This window comes from Vibrio sp. 10N.222.55.B11 (genome assembly GCF_041473705.1).
GTDB classification, from domain to species: domain Bacteria; phylum Pseudomonadota; class Gammaproteobacteria; order Enterobacterales; family Vibrionaceae; genus Vibrio; species Vibrio crassostreae_C.
On the sequence record NZ_JBFRST010000052.1, the window covers coordinates 1 to 15,968 of the forward strand.

At 40.1% G+C, this 15,968-nt stretch carries 18 protein-coding genes and 1 pseudogene; 14 read left to right on the forward strand and 5 right to left on the reverse strand.

From position 1 onward, the window contains the following. Nucleotides 1-459 precede the first annotated feature (459 nt). On the forward strand, nt 460-1,233 hold the full coding sequence (locus tag AB4503_RS18710; RefSeq protein ID WP_054543247.1) for a hypothetical protein: 774 nt from the start codon (nt 460-462) through the stop codon (nt 1,231-1,233). Between the two features lie 346 nt (nt 1,234-1,579). On the opposite strand, the gene AB4503_RS18715 is transcribed toward AB4503_RS18710, so the two are convergent. Together AB4503_RS18715 and AB4503_RS18720 are read right to left on the reverse strand one after the other, a co-directional pair. Continuing rightward, complete coding sequence (locus AB4503_RS18715) at nt 1,580-3,058, reverse strand: ATP-binding cassette domain-containing protein (RefSeq protein ID WP_372115544.1); 1,479 nt, start codon at nt 3,056-3,058, stop codon at nt 1,580-1,582. After that, entirely contained in the window at nt 3,058-4,221 is a 1,164-nt protein-coding gene (locus AB4503_RS18720) for a YcaO-like family protein (protein ID WP_372115545.1), read from the reverse strand. Before AB4503_RS18720 ends, AB4503_RS18715 begins: the two co-directional genes overlap by 1 nt. 604 nt (nt 4,222-4,825) lie before the next feature. Between AB4503_RS18720 and AB4503_RS18725 the strand changes: the two genes are divergently transcribed. From AB4503_RS18725 to AB4503_RS18735, 3 genes are all read left to right on the forward strand, one after another. Then, nucleotides 4,826-5,047 (forward strand): hypothetical protein, encoded by a 222-nt coding sequence (locus AB4503_RS18725; protein WP_048664328.1) that lies wholly within the window; start codon nt 4,826-4,828, stop codon nt 5,045-5,047. Between the two features lie 499 nt (nt 5,048-5,546). Continuing rightward, the gene (locus AB4503_RS18730; RefSeq protein WP_372115546.1) at nt 5,547-6,245 is read left to right on the forward strand and encodes a hypothetical protein; all 699 of its coding nucleotides are present in this window, start codon (nt 5,547-5,549) and stop codon (nt 6,243-6,245) included. A 94-nt stretch (nt 6,246-6,339) separates the two neighbouring features. Further along, nucleotides 6,340-7,101 (forward strand): hypothetical protein, encoded by a 762-nt coding sequence (locus AB4503_RS18735; RefSeq protein ID WP_017096417.1) that lies wholly within the window; start codon nt 6,340-6,342, stop codon nt 7,099-7,101. Between the two features lie 206 nt (nt 7,102-7,307). Here the strand turns inward: AB4503_RS18735 and AB4503_RS18740 are convergent, their stop codons facing one another. Beyond that, nucleotides 7,308-7,661, reverse strand: coding sequence for a regulator (locus AB4503_RS18740; protein WP_372115547.1), 354 nt, complete (start codon nt 7,659-7,661; stop codon nt 7,308-7,310). A 379-nt stretch (nt 7,662-8,040) separates the two neighbouring features. Then, nucleotides 8,041-8,667 (reverse strand): phage repressor protein CI, encoded by a 627-nt coding sequence (locus AB4503_RS18745; protein WP_372115548.1) that lies wholly within the window; start codon nt 8,665-8,667, stop codon nt 8,041-8,043. 91 nt (nt 8,668-8,758) lie between these two features. Between AB4503_RS18745 and AB4503_RS18750 the strand changes: the two genes are divergently transcribed. From AB4503_RS18750 to AB4503_RS18770, 5 genes are all read left to right on the forward strand, one after another. Next, nucleotides 8,759-8,971 (forward strand): hypothetical protein, encoded by a 213-nt coding sequence (locus AB4503_RS18750; RefSeq protein ID WP_029203682.1) that lies wholly within the window; start codon nt 8,759-8,761, stop codon nt 8,969-8,971. Nucleotides 8,972-9,174: 203 nt separating this feature from the next. Further along, the gene (locus tag AB4503_RS18755; protein WP_318276423.1) at nt 9,175-9,597 is read left to right on the forward strand and encodes a phage regulatory CII family protein; all 423 of its coding nucleotides are present in this window, start codon (nt 9,175-9,177) and stop codon (nt 9,595-9,597) included. A gap of 371 nt (nt 9,598-9,968) precedes the next feature. Further along, entirely contained in the window at nt 9,969-10,286 is a 318-nt protein-coding gene (locus tag AB4503_RS18760) for a hypothetical protein (protein WP_017091825.1), read from the forward strand. Beyond that, a complete protein-coding gene (locus AB4503_RS18765) occupies nt 10,283-11,449 on the forward strand; it encodes a replication initiation protein (protein ID WP_017091826.1) in 1,167 nt (388 codons plus the stop codon). Before AB4503_RS18760 ends, AB4503_RS18765 begins: the two co-directional genes overlap by 4 nt. A gap of 267 nt (nt 11,450-11,716) precedes the next feature. Beyond that, a complete protein-coding gene (locus AB4503_RS18770; protein WP_016799977.1) occupies nt 11,717-11,947 on the forward strand; it encodes a hypothetical protein in 231 nt (76 codons plus the stop codon). A 143-nt stretch (nt 11,948-12,090) separates the two neighbouring features. Here the strand turns inward: AB4503_RS18770 and AB4503_RS18775 are convergent, their stop codons facing one another. After that, nucleotides 12,091-12,663 (reverse strand): DUF2913 family protein, encoded by a 573-nt coding sequence (locus AB4503_RS18775; protein ID WP_017091827.1) that lies wholly within the window; start codon nt 12,661-12,663, stop codon nt 12,091-12,093. A gap of 233 nt (nt 12,664-12,896) precedes the next feature. Between AB4503_RS18775 and AB4503_RS18780 the strand changes: the two genes are divergently transcribed. From AB4503_RS18780 to AB4503_RS18800, 5 genes and pseudogenes are all read left to right on the forward strand, one after another. Continuing rightward, nucleotides 12,897-13,154, forward strand: coding sequence for a type II toxin-antitoxin system Phd/YefM family antitoxin (locus AB4503_RS18780; RefSeq protein WP_017091828.1), 258 nt, complete (start codon nt 12,897-12,899; stop codon nt 13,152-13,154). Further along, nucleotides 13,142-13,374: pseudogene (locus AB4503_RS18785) on the forward strand (type II toxin-antitoxin system RelE/ParE family toxin). Before AB4503_RS18780 ends, AB4503_RS18785 begins: the two are co-directional and overlap by 13 nt. A gap of 76 nt (nt 13,375-13,450) precedes the next feature. Continuing rightward, entirely contained in the window at nt 13,451-13,813 is a 363-nt protein-coding gene (locus AB4503_RS18790) for a hypothetical protein (protein WP_230851764.1), read from the forward strand. A 464-nt stretch (nt 13,814-14,277) separates the two neighbouring features. After that, nucleotides 14,278-15,051, forward strand: coding sequence for a ParA family protein (locus tag AB4503_RS18795; RefSeq protein WP_016799981.1), 774 nt, complete (start codon nt 14,278-14,280; stop codon nt 15,049-15,051). A 16-nt stretch (nt 15,052-15,067) separates the two neighbouring features. Further along, nucleotides 15,068-15,367, forward strand: a complete 300-nt coding sequence (locus AB4503_RS18800) for a hypothetical protein (RefSeq protein WP_016799982.1) — start codon at nt 15,068-15,070, stop codon at nt 15,365-15,367. Nucleotides 15,368-15,968: the final 601 nt, after the last annotated feature.

Consider the following 15,968-nt stretch of genomic DNA (forward strand, 5'->3'; position numbering starts at 1 on the left):
AAGTTGTTCACGAACATCAGGCCAATCCACAAGGATCATAGGGCATGAGTTATTAAGTAGGAATGCCATTTATAAATAAGGTCTTTTTCACGATGTAGTTGGCGATTTCCAAGCAGTCTATCAACGCGTTTGATCGCATGTTTTACCGTGGTATTAGTTCCCAGTTTGCGACCTAGTTTAATCAGCATTAAGTCTGAGCCGTCAAGTACACTTTTTGTAGCAAGTATCAGAGAACTAACGCGTTTTTTGTGAATGGAGGGGCATTGGTTTTGTATGGTTTGTTGTAGAATCTGAATGTCGTGCATTGTTAATCCACTTGTTCGAAATGTGTGTTCAGCGATATTCATTAGATCAAAGACGGCGATGCGCGTCTACCTCATTGTTTTTACGCCTGATTATGAGGGGATTCGCAAGAACGCGGCGTTATAGCGCAGAGTATAAAAATAAGAAGTGAATTAAATGTTAAAAAAAGACCTATGGCTCGATAGAGTTTATAAATTGAGCGCGCCTTTAATGTTAGGCATTGTGGCATATTCATATGTGTATTCAGTAAAGCCGATCTTTGATAAGCAGCAAGAACTTAATGATACAAGTTCATTAGCTGTTAGCTTAGCTATTGAAGTACAAAACTTAGAAAAAGACCGAACGTTAGCACAATATAAATTGGGTGAAGTAAATCAACAATTTCAAGTTGTAAAAAATGATCTGAAAAAAAGTAATGAAAGCCTAGCTCTTTCGTCTATGAAGCTAAATGAAATCACTGCTAGTCTTACAGAAAAAAAGAGTGAGCTATCTGTTATGAAGGCAACAATTCGTAAACAAAATAGTGATATTCTTAATAAAGAAAAACAGTTAACCAATTTACTAGATGAAGTAAAGCAAAAAAATATAACTTTAAATGAACTTAATAAATCCTTAACTAGCTCAGAAAATGCGGCAGTTTCTTTTTATGTCTATCGTGTAGTAAATGAGATTACTAATGAAGGGATAAATAGCTCGATTTATAATAGTTCATATGACAAATTCAATTTATATGATGAACTGATGGAAAAATCACGCATTAATGAAAGTGAAAATGTCGATATGTTTTCTCAAAAATATTATGAAAATGAAGCAAAGGTAATAATTAGGCAATTCGCTATAGATAAAGTGTCAAAGACCGAAACCAGTTATAAACAAGCGTTTGAACTATATACATATACGTTAAAAAAACAGTTAGGTATGCCAATTTAGTAGCGCTATAGTGAATAAGGATTAAGGTGTTGCGCAGCCAATACTAAATCCCGAGTGTTGAACAAGCCCGAAGCCTCTTTATTAAGTTAATTGATGTGCACCATTAATACTGGACAGTGAGCTTAGTGACTTTCCATACTTATGCTAATTCGTGATTTGCTAATACTTGGTTCTCCGAAACTCATTTCTCTCCAACATTGAGTTAGCTGCCGTGGTTAGCTCATGTGATCACCAAGCGACTTTGTAGAGAAGATCCTTTATGTGACAGAATCTCATAAACCCTGAGAGGTATAACCTCTTATCTTTAGCTATTTACGGAAGTAGGTTGTGGCATTACGCCAAGTAGTTAATCTAGAGTGATGACTTTATCGAAGTGGTCTAAGTAAGAACTGTCATGTGTCACAACAACCAACTTAGTTTGTGGCTCTAAGAGACTAAAAATTATCTCCCACAAACCTTGGCCTGTTTCACTGTCTAAGCCTGTTGTTGGTTCATCCAGTAGTAACAATTCAGGGGAATGAATATAGGCTCTAAGAAAACACAGCCTGCGCTTTTCACCGCCACTTAGGTTCTGACCGTTACCTTGTAGTTCAGAATCTAATGTTAACCTAGATGATAGTCCTACTTTGTCTATCTGACTTGTCAACCAATCATTATCCATCTTTTTTCCAAGGGAAAGGTTTTCATAAACACTTCCCGAGAAAACAAAATTGTTTTGCTCTAGGTAGTTAGAAGAGAGGTGAGATACAGGCGTTGGTGTTAATAAACCTGCAAGAGTATCGAGTAAGATTGTTTTACCTTGACCACTTTTACCTATAACGGCGATGGTATTTACATTTGGTTTCGCCAGCTCTTCTAGGACCTGATTCAATACTTGGCTAACTCCAGTTAGCTTCTCTTCGTGCTCTAAGATCCCTTTTAATGCTGAAAAATCTTCACGACTTTGGTCAAGTAACCTATATACATCTAATAACCCAGTAAAAGCCCTTGTTAAACTAGCAGATAAAAGCAGCGCAGTGACGAGCTGTCCAGCATCAGAGTGTTGTTCTGGAAACAAGTAGAATATGAACAAGGTGATAATGGAAAGCGATATTAAGCTGTGTGTCGCTATAGCGACACCATCAAATACACTCCTACTGACCGCAAGAGATACAGTTGCTTGTCTATAATTTTCAAAGAATGGGCCTAGACGTTTTTCAAAGAACCCTTCGACACGATTTGATTGGATCGTACGTATACCAGAAAACACACCAACAATTTGATCGAGTATTTCATCCTCTGCCTCATTAACTCGACTGATGTGAGGGCGTCTTAGCCTAATAATTAGAGTTTTAATCATTGTGGCTATCATTAGGACAAAAACCACAAGAGTAAAGGTCAACCATCCACTAAAGAAAATAATCGCGCAACCTAAGGCAAACAACTCAATGGTTAAAGGTAAACCTCGAGAGACGCTCAGGTTTATGAACTGTTCATAAGATCCTAGACCTCTTTCAAACTTACTGGCTAATGAACCAATTTCTAAGCGTTTAAAATGACTAAAGGGTTTTCGTATTAACTGACTAAATAATGAGCGTGATTTAGTTTCGACGTTGATTTGTACCTCCTGTTCAAAAAAATATGTAAAAAAAGGAGATATAATAATAGTCACTAATGTAGATAATAGTAGATAATTTAACAAATTCCCCAAGCCTTCCAACTTGGGGGATTGAGAGGTAATGTTAATTATCTGTCCGATTAAATAAGAAGGCAAAGCCAGATTTACTTTCATTAAAAGCAAAACAGAAAAGAGTGAAAAATACTTTAGATAGGTACTTATAGGCATTACTTACGTCCCAGAGGGACGACTAGTTTCCCTTTATCTATAATGTTGAAACGCTCTAATCCGGGTATATATGTAGATGTAAGCCAGATTTTTTCCTGACTAAATGCAGTATGGACAAGTAAGTCATACTCTTTTTCTTTAACAGAACTTAATAGACTTCCGTAATGGTCCCTAAAATCCATTGAATCTTGTGTCAGTTTAGAGAAATCCATAAGAGGTAATCTGTCTAACTTTGAAAGATCTGTAATTTGACATAGCTTATCGTATTTATTTAGAAACTCGGTTACCTTAAGATCGCAATCAAGCTCAGCGTCGTCATAGTTTTCTATATTTTGAACGAGTTCTGAAAGTGCTCTTTCTATCGCATGAAATTCTGAATATGAAACTCCAGACGAGCGAAATGCCATAGGGCTAGCAGTAGAAGGCATTACGCACGCACAGAAATAGGAATCGAATAGCGTAGTAGACATGATAAAAGAAACTTCATCAATATTGGGGAGAGAAGGCTGATATTTCTGCAACAGTTCTTTTGGTGGGATGATTCGATAGAATTCACCCGTATACTCAGAAAAACCTATGTACTGTTTATATAATTCGCTTAAACAATGGCGCTCGACAACTTCGTTAGCACCATGAAGCACTGTTTCCTCAAATGAAGATCCTGACGCCCAACCACTGTTGGATGTATATTTATTAAGAAAGCAATACGCATCATTTGGCTGAAGAGTTTCAATGTAAAAAGGATTAACTAAAGTTTCAGGTACAAGGTATTTTTCTAAGGATAAAATAGAGTGGTAGTTTGAGAATTTCAATAAATCATTGTCGTACTCCGTCAGAGTCTTTCCAAAGAGACATTGAGGGTGGCAGTTCTTTGATCTTAACCAGTCCTTTAACTGAACTACCTCAATATGAGAAGAAGTAAAATGATGCTTCAACATCATGTGCTCAAAAGCTTCAAAATAAGCTCCTGTTACCGCCCAACTCCCTTTTCCAGAACCACTTGACAAGGGGCTGCCTGTTGAAGATGAAAGCTCCACAGTTGCTACCAGATTATCTTCCGTAGTGTAAAGTGAGGAGTGAAGGTTGTGCTCCTTTAACCATAGTTTAATCGCCTCGACAGCTTGTCGACTAGTGAACTCACGTTCTATTGGATATAGACACATATGACACTCCTCAAAATTTGAACTTAAGCTAAGAAGGCGAGGAAATAGCGCTCTCTGGTGTTTTTTTTGGTGCTCTGCTCTGAAAAGAAAAATTCAAGATTTGGACCCGTTGGACCGTTAATTTCTGAACGTTTGTTACCCATAATTTTTTCTCCTAAAAATAATAATTTGTTTGACTGTATTGAGATTGAGCTATTGACAGCCAAACAAATTCTACATAACTATTTTAAATTTCTAATGTTTATTTATTGTTTATTTATTGTTTATTTATATTTATTACGAGAGCTAACATGAAATTGTAGAAAGGATAGGAATATATTTACTATTACTAATTCTTTCCTTAGGTTGTGTTGTGGGTCGGTATTATATTAATTTTATAATCATCCTTACTGATGAGGAGGTGAGCATTAATAATTTAATTATCAATAAATAATATTAAATGACCTTCCATGAAAGAGGATGTTGTTACTTAATATAATAGAGGAGCATATCGGACGTTACTTACCTAAGCTGATTTCCTAGTCTAAAATGAGATCAAAGTTTTCCTTAACGTATTTTTAACTTAAGAGAGTAATTAAGCTAAGCCACAAGGAGGTTAGCAACAATGGTTTATCAATGGGCAGTATTTCGTCATCAGCGTCCTATTTTGGGGGCGGGGTGTGAATTATTTGTTGTCATACTCGCTTTTTTATCAATAGCTTTACCTCTGATATATGAAGAAAGCTTATTGATGCTGGGAATATCTTCAGGACTTGCCATCATCTGCTTTATTCTATTTTTACTTTTTGCCCAAAGTGACAAGCTCCGAAGGTCTATGTCTAACTAGAAAAATGGTTAGATTAAAGGAAGATAAGTCCCTGTTCTTGGGTATCTAAGCCCTGCGATTCCCCATACTTTTGGGTTCTAATTATTTTACTAATTGAGCAAAGCCGCTTGGTAGTTACGATACGACAGAATCGCTTGGTGATCACACTAATGCTCAATTTTCAGAAACTGATTTATGCCCCATTATCAGAGAGAGTAAATACTCATTCATATCCTGTTAATTGGTTTTGCCTTACTAAAAGTTATCCATTCTTCTAATGCTGTTAGTTGTGAATCCCCGTGTTGTATCACGTGGTAAATTCGACCTAGCTATTAGCACCCACATAACCCAGCTCTAGTTGCAAGCTTGCGCGCTAGTTACTTACCTAAGCTCCTTTCCCTTATTCCTGCGATAAGTAATTGTTCATAAAAACAAATCTCTAGTAGAATTGTGCTAATTAAAGAACCATGAATAAAGTTTGGCTTAATTCTGTTCAGCACTTAGGGTATTTATGAGCATAATGGATAAACAAATTGAGAAAAATATACTGATGATCAACGGTATTGTGAATAGCTATTTTATAGTTGATCAAAACCTAAAATTATTGAAGCCATTGCTTGAAGACAAGGATACCTACTCTAAGTGGGACAACACTTATGCAGTTGATGGTGTGAGCGCTCTGCGTTTGGTTTTATATTTGCACATTTTGTCAGACATGCGTGCGATTTTATTCGATACCCATAAAAAAGTAGCAAGTATTCACAACCTCATTAAGGCCCTAGAGAACCCTCAGACCGTAAAACGTTTGAAAGAACGATTTTGCATACCGAATGATGTTATCGGTGACGATGAATTCATTAACAATATAATTAAACAACATGATATTGAGATTAAGCAAAATGCATTTGAAGACATGTTATCTAAAGTCCAGCTCGAATATTGTGAACTAAAAAAATCAGAGTTAGCTCAACGCGTAGATGACGCTAGGAATCAAATGATAGCTCACAAAGAATTTGCAACAGTAAAAACACAGCGAAAAATGTATGATGCATCTGATTTTGGTCTTAAATTTAGTGATGCTGAAGATATCGTAACTCACTCAAAAAATATCATATTCCTGATATATAGCCTCTTTACGTGTTCACATTTCGACACTGATAGCGCAACTTACCACCATGAACTCGTAGCTAATCTGTTTTGGCGTAAATCAAATACGTGAGACTCATATTGAGATGAATTCGGTACTAGGCAACATTCATAGAGCTCGGCTCAATGTAGCTTGTATACATCACACCACAGAATAAGGTCATAAATTGAATAAAATCTATCGTTTGGCTATTGGGCAGATTTTGTCTAACCCTGCCCCTCAAAGAATTCCTCGTACAGGTGAGAAAGCATCAGAAGTTGATTGCTATGTCATGTATATAAAAGCGAAAGATAACTCTTGGGATATTCTAGCGGATAGCATTGATGATAATGGAGTTAATGGACGCCAATGGGGTCAGGATGGTTACGCTGAAGAGTTACACGTAACCTTTGAAGATATTGATAAAGCTAATTTTGAAATTACTCATTTCTATAAAACTTTTGATATTCAGTTTTCAAGCTTATTTGATTACATTTTGAAAGGTTTTTTTCCATACTATCAATTGAGCATACAGTTCAACAAAGCTGCGCAAATATTCTACAACAGAAGGGAATTAACTCGCACTGAACGGATGACTACATTACAACTGATACTAGAAAAGACAATTGATAAAAAAAATTACTGTATTGCCGCCTATGACCTTACAAGCCTGTTACATTCTCAGCGTTGGTATTATCATCCAGACCGAAACCGAAACTTAAACTATAATGAATTGCTATTAGATTCGCTCGTAGCAAGTGGTGACTTAGAAAAAGTGAACAATGCTTATAAGTTATCTAGCCATGCTTTGGTTTCATTATCGCAACATGAGCAAGATGAAAGAAAGCACAAAGAAACATTAGGCCAATCAAAAGCAATGACAAAGCTGACGTTTGCATTGATATTAGTTGGATTTGCTCAAGTCTACGTTTCTTACTTTAAAGGCTAGAGTCTAGAGTTTCGTTTAATAAAAAAGCCGAACTCAATGAGTCCGGCTTTTTCTCCTTGATATGACCAAAAAGGAGGGACTGGATTAATCAAAACAGGACATTTCTTTGCTCCAGTCAAAGTCACCTTACCAACAAGAATCACATAGTGTTAGTCCACATAATTTAGACTTTGAACTCCTATCAAGAAAATCATACTTTTCTAGTCCTATTTCTTGAGTTTGGCTATCGCTCTAGCAAGACCAAGTAAATGTGTCGAAGTTTTAATCTCTAACTCTGACTGAATCCCCAATAGCGCAATTCCGGCCAATATCTGTTGCGGCCTAACCACTTGGCCTGTCGGCAGCTCCATTCTGTCGTATAGCATTTTGAACTGTATCCAGTCTTCGCGAATGCTTAGTTCTCGACCTTTTGCCATTCTCATTAGCCTTTTGTACTCAGGCGGTATTGGTTTTCCTTCGTCCCATCCCGTGACAGTTCTCACAGATTTAAAACAGAGTTTAGCGACCTCTTCCTTGGTCATTTGACACTCTAACTCTCGAAAAATGTAATTCTTACTCATTTCGCGATAATTAAATAATAAAACCTCTAAATACAATAGGTTGCAGTGATTCAAGGAGATATGCACGATTGAACATAAGCAGACAAAGTGCGCACTGTACAAAGGCTTATTAATTGCCAAATTTGCCTTATAAAAAGTTATTCATGAATCACTAATATTAGAATTCCTGAAACTCATTTTTGTCCAAAAATGTTTCAGGACTACTTAGAGATTGCACAACGATCAACATTGAGCCAAAGAAGAAGGCTGCCATAAGGCAGCCTTTTTTAGTTTGCAAGTGCAACTTCTCACGAGGGTAGGGCGATAAGAGGCTCGTTAAGTATCTGTGACGCTATTAATCAAATTAGCTGCAGTGCTCTCAAACAGATGAGTGCAACAGTTAACGCTTTTCTATCACTAACGCGACTCTACCTACAACACTTACTTCATCTTCTTCGACGGTTAGAGTCGAACCGTTAAAGCTGATTGCTAGCTTTTTGCCTGGTAAGCGCTGGATGTCGTTTAGCGAGAGTAGGCCGTCCATATCAACTAGGTATGTACCGCTTACTGCATGGTGAGATTCTTTATTTATAAGGAACGTAGTAGTTCCATCTTTGATTGCTATTACATTACTCACACCTAAGTCGTCTAGAAGAGCTTTATCGAATGCAAGTATCCCTTTCCCAACCAATTTACCGTCGTCAATAGAGAAACAGTCGATATCGAAAAGAGTTTTCGATTCGTTCTTCTTATTAATATGCTTTTGGGTTGGTGTTTTAGGGTACGGTTCGCCTTTATCTAGAAGTAACCATTCAAGTGAGACTCCAGTGCTCAAATGAGTCCTTACTGCAATTTCAAAGGGAGTAAGGTTTCTCTGTCGCCAAGTCGCGATTGTTGATTTTGGGATGCCAAATACGTCTGCTACGTCCTGTTGGCGGTCTGAATTCGTGATATCTATCAACTTCTTGATAATATCTCTACCTCCCAAATACGATATTTGGTCTATTTTAAGTTGCTTGTTATTCATATGTGATCAATAATCGCAATTGAGTTCGAAATGGTGGGGTGCAACTCGTCATTCCGAAATTAAACATTCAATAACAGAATAGGATATCACTATGCTCTCATATCAAGTAGTCCTAAATACGCCTTTCATGACGTACGACCAATACTCTCAGTTCTCCGGAATGCCGAAACGCACCATCATGGATTGGGTAGCTGATGGTCGCTTACCTATTAAAACTAAAGCAAAAGGTAAAGAAACCCCTCTCATCAATATGGTCATGTTGCTAGAAATGGCAACGCGTGAAACGTTGGAGAGAATGGGGTAAATAGCCATGCGTTTATCTTTCATAATTTCGACCAAAGAGCTTTGTCCGTTGGGGCTAACATTCTTGGTTGGAGTTTCGTTGTCATCTCGTCTTTCTTCAATTGAGTATTGGTTATGAACGGAATTGACTCAATAGGCGAATTTTCTCGCACAAAACAAGGGGCCTTTAATGAGGCGTGTTGCGTGTTCGCTAGGTCAGAGAATATGGCTAGGCTGGCAGAGGTCATAGGGATGAGTCCGACCATGCTGCGGAATAAACTTAATCCTGATCAGCCTCATGTCCTGAGTTGTGTTGAAGCCATCACTCTCGCCAAAGTGAGCGGTAATCACATCATTGTAAACAGCTTACTTCTTGGACTTGGGGTGGTCACCGCTTATATACCGCCCAACACTACGGATGATGCCTTTGTTTTGTGCGCACTAGAGAGCTCGACCCATTCGGGTGAGTTGTCTCGAATGGCTTTGGAGTATGCAGGAAAGCCTAGGCTTACGCGGGCACAGAAATATGAGATTGTTCAGACCGTACACGCGAATATCAGCGGTCAGGTTTTGCTCCTCAATAGTTTGGAAAAACTGAATCAAGGTGTTGGTCTGCTCAAAGCGATAGGGCGGAAAGGTGGGCGCTAGTGGTATATCAGTTTCAAGTATTCATTCGGAGGGGTGATGCTCATTGCTCCGGATCATAAGCCATCTTCTGAAAGGTCTGGTCATGGATTAACAGAGGAAGATAAGCGAAGAGGCCTTTGCTATATCAGGCGCATCCGACGCGAGTTATGTGACCGTCAACTTTCGCCATTATTGGTTGAGTGGATGAGGTTAACGTATCAATTAAGGCATTCGAATCGGGTGTTTGAACAAGTACGGCTGCGAATTCGTTTATTCGGTCTTGAAAAGCGAATGCAAAGAATCAGACAGCGTTGGCTTTAACGCGTTGTCCTTAGCCTGAGTAACGTCATTGGCTGCTCCCAAAGGAGAGCCTGTTAGCCAAGGAAAACGTGATGAATAATCATGAGTGGGCGGTCATAGGCGGTAAGGTGCTTCAAACAAGCCAAGAAGCGGTCTTCTATCTAGCGGTAGTGAGCGAAGACCAATGGTGTGATGCATTCCGCTGTCATGTGAAAAGCGCGGTGAGGGGAAATGACGAACACTTAGCAATTGAACGCCTGAATGGAAAGGATTCATCAGGTTCGACAGGCTTATTGGGCGCCACTAAGAGCGTCAACTCGGTCGTAACGTACGAGGCCTTGGAAAGGGTGTTTATCCAGAGCGAGTCTGGAAGTCAACGTGGACTAGGGACGGTGAGGGCGAGCCGATGACGGCTCATTCTGAATACGCTGCGTCTTCGTCTATGTCGTGTTTGAGCCGGCTGCTTGAGGAAGCGCCTTATTTGTCGAGGTGCAGTGACAACAAAACCGCGATGCTAATTCGACCTCGAAACTACGCCGTCAGATGGCCCTATATGCAGGTCAATCGAAAAGAGATGCAGGCGTGGATGGTTTTCGATATTGATCATGAACACCGAGCTTTCCCCAATCCCTACATTTGGCAAGATGAAGGGTTGCCGCCCCCCAATATGATTGTCCGAAACCGTACCAGTAATAAAGCCCACCTTTTTTATGCCATTGTACCTGTTTGCACCAGTGATCAGGCTCGCTCCAAACCCATTCAGTACCTCAAAGCCATTTATCGCGCGTTAGCCTTGCGACTGGAGGCGGACTTGAGTTATTCAGGGCCTGTTGCCAAAACGCCCTTTCATCCTTGGTGGCAAACAACCGAACTTCACCGCAGTGTCTATGAACTTAACGAGTTAGCGGATTCGCTTGAACTGGAGAGTACGCGGCCGTGGCTTCGTCAAGAGCGTGACGTTTCTTATTCCCGGAATTGTACTTTGTTTGAACGTACCCGCCGGTTCGCTTATGACATCGTCGACGAAGAAAGGGAAAAGGGCAGCTATACGAATTTTAAATGCCGTGTAGAGAGCTTTGCACATGTCAATAATGCCAATTTGGTGGGTAAGCCGTCTTTGCCATGCAGTGAGGTATTAGCGGTGGTCAAAAGCGTCTCTCGTTGGACCTGGGATAAATATTGTGCTCGGTCAGATTGCCAGCGAGGTGTGATGAGGTTGGATAGTGGATTAAGTTTACAGGAAAGGCAGCGTAGAGCGGCCAGAAGAACTCATAACCTTCGTCGGACGAAGACCACTCGCCGAATTATCCGCGCCTGTCTGTTTCTGTTACGCAAAAATCAGGAGCTCACGATTGGTTTGGTGGCGCGTAAGGCGAACTTGTGTCGCCAGACCGTCAGTCGTTACGTCTATCTGTTTGAATGGGTCAAGTCTGCTTTATCCGAAAGTAGGCGAAATGGGCCAGAGCCTCGTGGTAATTATGCTGTTCATCAGATATCTGCCCCTATAACGTTAGAGAGGGCTGAGTATGAAGTAGGGATAAAGAAGGCGGTGCTTGAGTCGGCTTTTCCTTGAGTTGAATAATAACAAGTAACTATCGAGTCAAAACGAGGTCTCTTAGTAAATTCAATTCTGGAGTAAAGACTAGGTTGCATTTATTGGACACCCGATCATCACCTCTCTGACTTTTTGTCCGCGAGCTCCTTTTTAAAGACATGAAATGTGTTCTAAGGGTGAGTCGACATGACCCTGTTCAATGTGATTGATGTCTCAATTTGTTTAAATATGGATTCACTCGCTCCATATTGCTGTATATTTACACAGTAACTTAAGGGAGGAGTTATGTCTTTTAAAGATAAAGAGACACTGTCAACAGGAATTGAATTCATTGTTGAAGCCGTAGCGGTGAAGACGAATGGCCAAGATCATTCAGCGTTAGGCTTATATCTGATCAGCTTACTGCTAGAAGATCAAAAGATTGGCCTTGATTGTGATGAAAAAAGGACGGTAGTACCGCTTGGTAAATCGCGTACAACACATCTTGATTTGGGCTGGAAGTGCCCAACGTTTTAGATTTGGTTGTGTTAGTTGGCGCTTCATATAGCTGTGGGACAATTACTAAGGTACAGGATAGACAATTGATGGAAAAGTACAGGTAAGCACTCACAAGAGTCTTGGACCAGTTAAGGCTAAACAGTGTGTGATAAGCAGTATGGTTAGCTAATTGGGTGGACTTTGTAATGATAGTTATTCAACTCTTCACTTGCTTGGCACAACTCATATGTGAAATAAGGTTGGGTTGCTAAGCTCTTAGTGAATCTGTCTAATTCATTCGTATGTATAAACAGCGAAATGGGTGCAATCTGACGGTTTTCATTATCGAAGCAATGATCAATATGTGCTCTGTCGATATAAACAACGTCCATTTCCTGCTTAGGGGTCTCTTCAATAAGTTTTGTTTCTAATCCGCTCTTCTCAAAGCGTTCTAACAAGGCATAAAGCTTATCAACGTCGTTTTTGCTCTCTATCGCTGAATATTGAGATAAAACGCTTTCTAAGTGTTTTTCGATTGAGCCAAACTTACTCTTCATCAAACAAACAGTTTTAAGCTTTTTCTTGATAAGGCTATATCGAGCTTGTTTGATTTTTGGCTTTAAGAAGTCAATGATGATCTTGTTTCGTTGCTCTTCTTTAACAAAGTGACTGGAAATTTTCACTTTGAAGTAAAGGTGAAGAAGAGTGTTTTCGAAGGTCGACTTAAGAAGTTGGTGGTATGAATGTTCTGACATTGTTCACATCGATTATTTTCTGGTGAGGGTATCTTATCACAAGAATAGCAAGGCTCTAAGGCCGAAACCAAAGTGACGCCATTTGCTGTTTGTGTGTTGTTGAGTGAGTTTCCTACTCATAAGAAGCATGACTTAAGAGTGATTCTTAACGCTCAATATCTCTGCGCTAAACCTGGCACCTTGAAAGTGATACGACAGTATCACTTTATTACTCTTATTTTGGAGTTACTCTTATGAAAGTTGAGCTCGTTACTTCCCTCAAGCGTCAAGCGTCCCAAATCCTAGCGGACTTACATGACACCAAAGAACCTGTGCTAATCACCGAACCCGGTAAACCTTCTGCGTATTTGGTTGATGTGGACGACTATCATTTTATGCAAAACCGTTTGGTTATCCTTGAAGGGATCGCATGTGGTGAGCGCGCCATTTCACAAGGCAAGTCCTTGAGTCAGGATGAAGCTAAGGACAATATGTCAAAATGGCTGAAGTGATTTGGAGTGAGCCGCGTGATCGGACCTCAAGGATATCGCGAAATACATTGCCCTTGAATATCTGGTTGCGGCCAAGCAGATGATTCAAAATATTTTTGACAAAGTTGAACACCTCAATTACCGAGAAGTTGTGGTCAACCCTTGTCGTGTTTTTTGCAAGCAAGACGGGGACAAGGTGTACATCTTGTTTGTGATGCGCGCGGAGCAAGGTTTATGTTGATTTTTGTATGAGCAAACAGTCAAGCGTCTGTGCCACCTCTGATAAGCTGATGGTCTACATCCGTTAAGACTCGAGTATGGCGAAAAAGAAAAAGGAACGCCAATCTAGGCGCCTCGCCAAACCAGTACTTTCATGGACGGAGGTTAAACTGATCACCAGCCGACGACATCGTATCGAGGGCGCATTAAGCTTCAGGGTGTCGACCATCTCTAGACAACAAGTCTTACCCGAATACGAGTGTATTTGGGAACAAACCATCGTCGAAGAAGCTTACCAACAAGCGATGGGCGAGTTATTAGATCAGGGCGATGTCGTGTTAAGAGTAGAAGACTCAATGGGCTTCTCATTCATTATGGGTATTTTCTTTTGGGAACACCTTTCTACAAACAGCCGCAATGAACAGTGGGATTTCACTTCCATGACTCTGCCCAGTGGGTGACTCAATCTTGTCGTGGCGTTCAACCAGTTGGCGCTGCTCATCACGCCAGTAGGCAAAACTTAGCCATTCTTTGGGTTTAAATTCGCGTCTTTCTGGTGTGAGTCAGATAGCTCCAAATATCGATGGCGCGTCGGGACTTGATGAATCCGATTCATGCTTAAACAGTGTCCCCCGTCGTAGTCACAATATTTTCAATTTCAGAACTGACTTTGATTCTAGTTTTGGGATTAACTTAACCAAGAAGTTTTGGTTGGTGAGGAGCCTAATAACTTGATTCATACGGATAGTGATCTCGCGGCTGGTGTCACTTTCTTTAGGATTTTTAGTGTCTTGACATCATCGACTGGTAACGGGGGGATAACGTTAAGTGTTGATAGAAAAAGTGTATTACATATGTAATACATTGACAGTGTGCTTTTTGTTTTTTATTGTGTATTACACATGTAATACATGAGGTGTTTATTATGAAAACTAAGATCATCAGCGCGGCGAACCAAAAAGGTGGCGTTGGAAAAACCACGACTCTTGTCAATTTAGGGGCTGAGCTTGCACGAAAACGAAAAGTGTTAGTTATTGACCTCGATCCTCAAGGGAACTGCTCTAAAACGTTAACCGGACAACGTGATTTTAAGTTTGAAGAGACGGTGGCTGCTTTGTTTGATAAGCCTAAAGTTGTGTCCATTGTCGATTTAATTCAACCTGCACAGATTAATGGGAACTCTATTGAAAACCTCTATGTCGTTCCCGCTGATGTTCAGTTGTCACGTGTCATCGAAACATCACTGACAAAGATTAATCGTGAACGAATTTTAGAAAAGCAATTAGCGAAGTTAGGTGATACCTATGATTTCATTCTTCTTGATACTCCACCAAACTTATCCCTAACGACTCTTAACGCAATCCAGGCTTCAGACCTTATCTTGATCCCTGTAGATTCAGGTGCATTTTCATTAGACGGCATTAGCTCTTTACTCGAAGCTGTCTATGAAATTAAGGAGGATGAAGGCAATTATCTGATCTTGAGGAACGAGGTCGACTCAAGAAACACTATTATTAATGAGTTCATTGATGAGGAATTGGAGGTAGTACAAGATAAATTGCTACCAGTATCTGTCCGTCGTTCTGAGCATGTTGGACAAGCTAATGCCGTTTCCTCTCCTGTGCGCTTTTATAAATCGGGATCTCTTGTTAATAACGATTACCGAAAACTGGCTGCGTTTCTTTTGAATTTGATGTAATACATAGGTAATACATATGAGCAAGTTGAAAAAACGAGGAGCTATAACAGCTATCTCTACTGACAAGAACGAAGGTTCAAGTAAGTCGACTGGAATTACGACTGTCAAAAAGAAAGTGACGACATCTTATATGGTGCCTCCTCTGACTCTTAGAATGTCACTTACTGATAAAGAACGGATAACCGATTGGGTAGCAAATCTGCAAGAGCAGACAGAGAGAAATGTGTCTGCAGCGAAACTGTACCGAGCTTTGGCTTTATATCGAGACAAGATAGATGATGAAGAGCTCGTTGAGTTGATTAATAAAATGAATTGAATATGTATTACCTATGTAATGCATATTTGCTTTTAAGGCTCTGTATCTATTTTAAGACATTTCATAGAGCCTTAGTTTGGACTTAACTTCTAGCACGGATGAACATGACACTTGAAGCGTCTTATTACCTGTTCTGGGCCTTCTCTCCTTGTAAAGACTAACACTTTAAACGTGTCTTTAATCATGACTCTTATCGTTGCCTTGGTTCCCCTGCAGCTAGGCCTTGTTTGAACCCCGTTATTGTCCTAAGAGTCATAGCGCCTTGTCGTTTCCTCCTCGTTGTTCTCTCTGTCTTCGAATAAGTTCGTGTAAGGGCTTGTTTTCTTATGCGTCGATTTTCTTTCACTCGCATCATTTTCGGGCATGCAGGCTGTTAACCGTTTCTCCCCACAACCTGCTTTACAAGGGAGGCTTCGCCGCTGCGCGCCCTTGCAAAGCAGAACGATGTTGAGAGAGCGGACAGCCAAGCGGCTCCGAAAAGTGATACTCAAACAGAAAGGAAACTCTCATGGCGCAACAAAACTCAACCCCAACTCTCTCTAATTCAAATTCATCGACCAGCGTTTCGCCGCTGGGGCACGAAAGCTCACCAAAAAATGAT

Bases quoted from the DNA above. Each gene is read 5' to 3' on its own strand.
- AB4503_RS18710 (WP_054543247.1), top strand. From the start codon at position 460: ATGTTAAAAAAAGACCTATGGCTCGATAGAGTTTATAAATTGAGCGCG.
- AB4503_RS18715 (WP_372115544.1), bottom strand. From the start codon at position 3,058: ATGCCTATAAGTACCTATCTAAAGTATTTTTCACTCTTTTCTGTTTTG.
- AB4503_RS18720 (WP_372115545.1), bottom strand. From the start codon at position 4,221: ATGTGTCTATATCCAATAGAACGTGAGTTCACTAGTCGACAAGCTGTC.
- AB4503_RS18725 (WP_048664328.1), top strand. From the start codon at position 4,826: ATGGTTTATCAATGGGCAGTATTTCGTCATCAGCGTCCTATTTTGGGG.
- AB4503_RS18730 (WP_372115546.1), top strand. From the start codon at position 5,547: ATGGATAAACAAATTGAGAAAAATATACTGATGATCAACGGTATTGTG.
- AB4503_RS18740 (WP_372115547.1), bottom strand. From the start codon at position 7,661: ATGAGTAAGAATTACATTTTTCGAGAGTTAGAGTGTCAAATGACCAAG.
- AB4503_RS18745 (WP_372115548.1), bottom strand. From the start codon at position 8,667: ATGAATAACAAGCAACTTAAAATAGACCAAATATCGTATTTGGGAGGT.
- AB4503_RS18750 (WP_029203682.1), top strand. From the start codon at position 8,759: ATGCTCTCATATCAAGTAGTCCTAAATACGCCTTTCATGACGTACGAC.
- AB4503_RS18755 (WP_318276423.1), top strand. From the start codon at position 9,175: ATGGCTAGGCTGGCAGAGGTCATAGGGATGAGTCCGACCATGCTGCGG.
- AB4503_RS18760 (WP_017091825.1), top strand. From the start codon at position 9,969: ATGAATAATCATGAGTGGGCGGTCATAGGCGGTAAGGTGCTTCAAACA.
- AB4503_RS18765 (WP_017091826.1), top strand. From the start codon at position 10,283: ATGACGGCTCATTCTGAATACGCTGCGTCTTCGTCTATGTCGTGTTTG.
- AB4503_RS18770 (WP_016799977.1), top strand. From the start codon at position 11,717: ATGTCTTTTAAAGATAAAGAGACACTGTCAACAGGAATTGAATTCATT.
- AB4503_RS18775 (WP_017091827.1), bottom strand. From the start codon at position 12,663: ATGTCAGAACATTCATACCACCAACTTCTTAAGTCGACCTTCGAAAAC.
- AB4503_RS18780 (WP_017091828.1), top strand. From the start codon at position 12,897: ATGAAAGTTGAGCTCGTTACTTCCCTCAAGCGTCAAGCGTCCCAAATC.
- AB4503_RS18790 (WP_230851764.1), top strand. From the start codon at position 13,451: ATGGCGAAAAAGAAAAAGGAACGCCAATCTAGGCGCCTCGCCAAACCA.
- AB4503_RS18795 (WP_016799981.1), top strand. From the start codon at position 14,278: ATGAAAACTAAGATCATCAGCGCGGCGAACCAAAAAGGTGGCGTTGGA.
- AB4503_RS18800 (WP_016799982.1), top strand. From the start codon at position 15,068: ATGAGCAAGTTGAAAAAACGAGGAGCTATAACAGCTATCTCTACTGAC.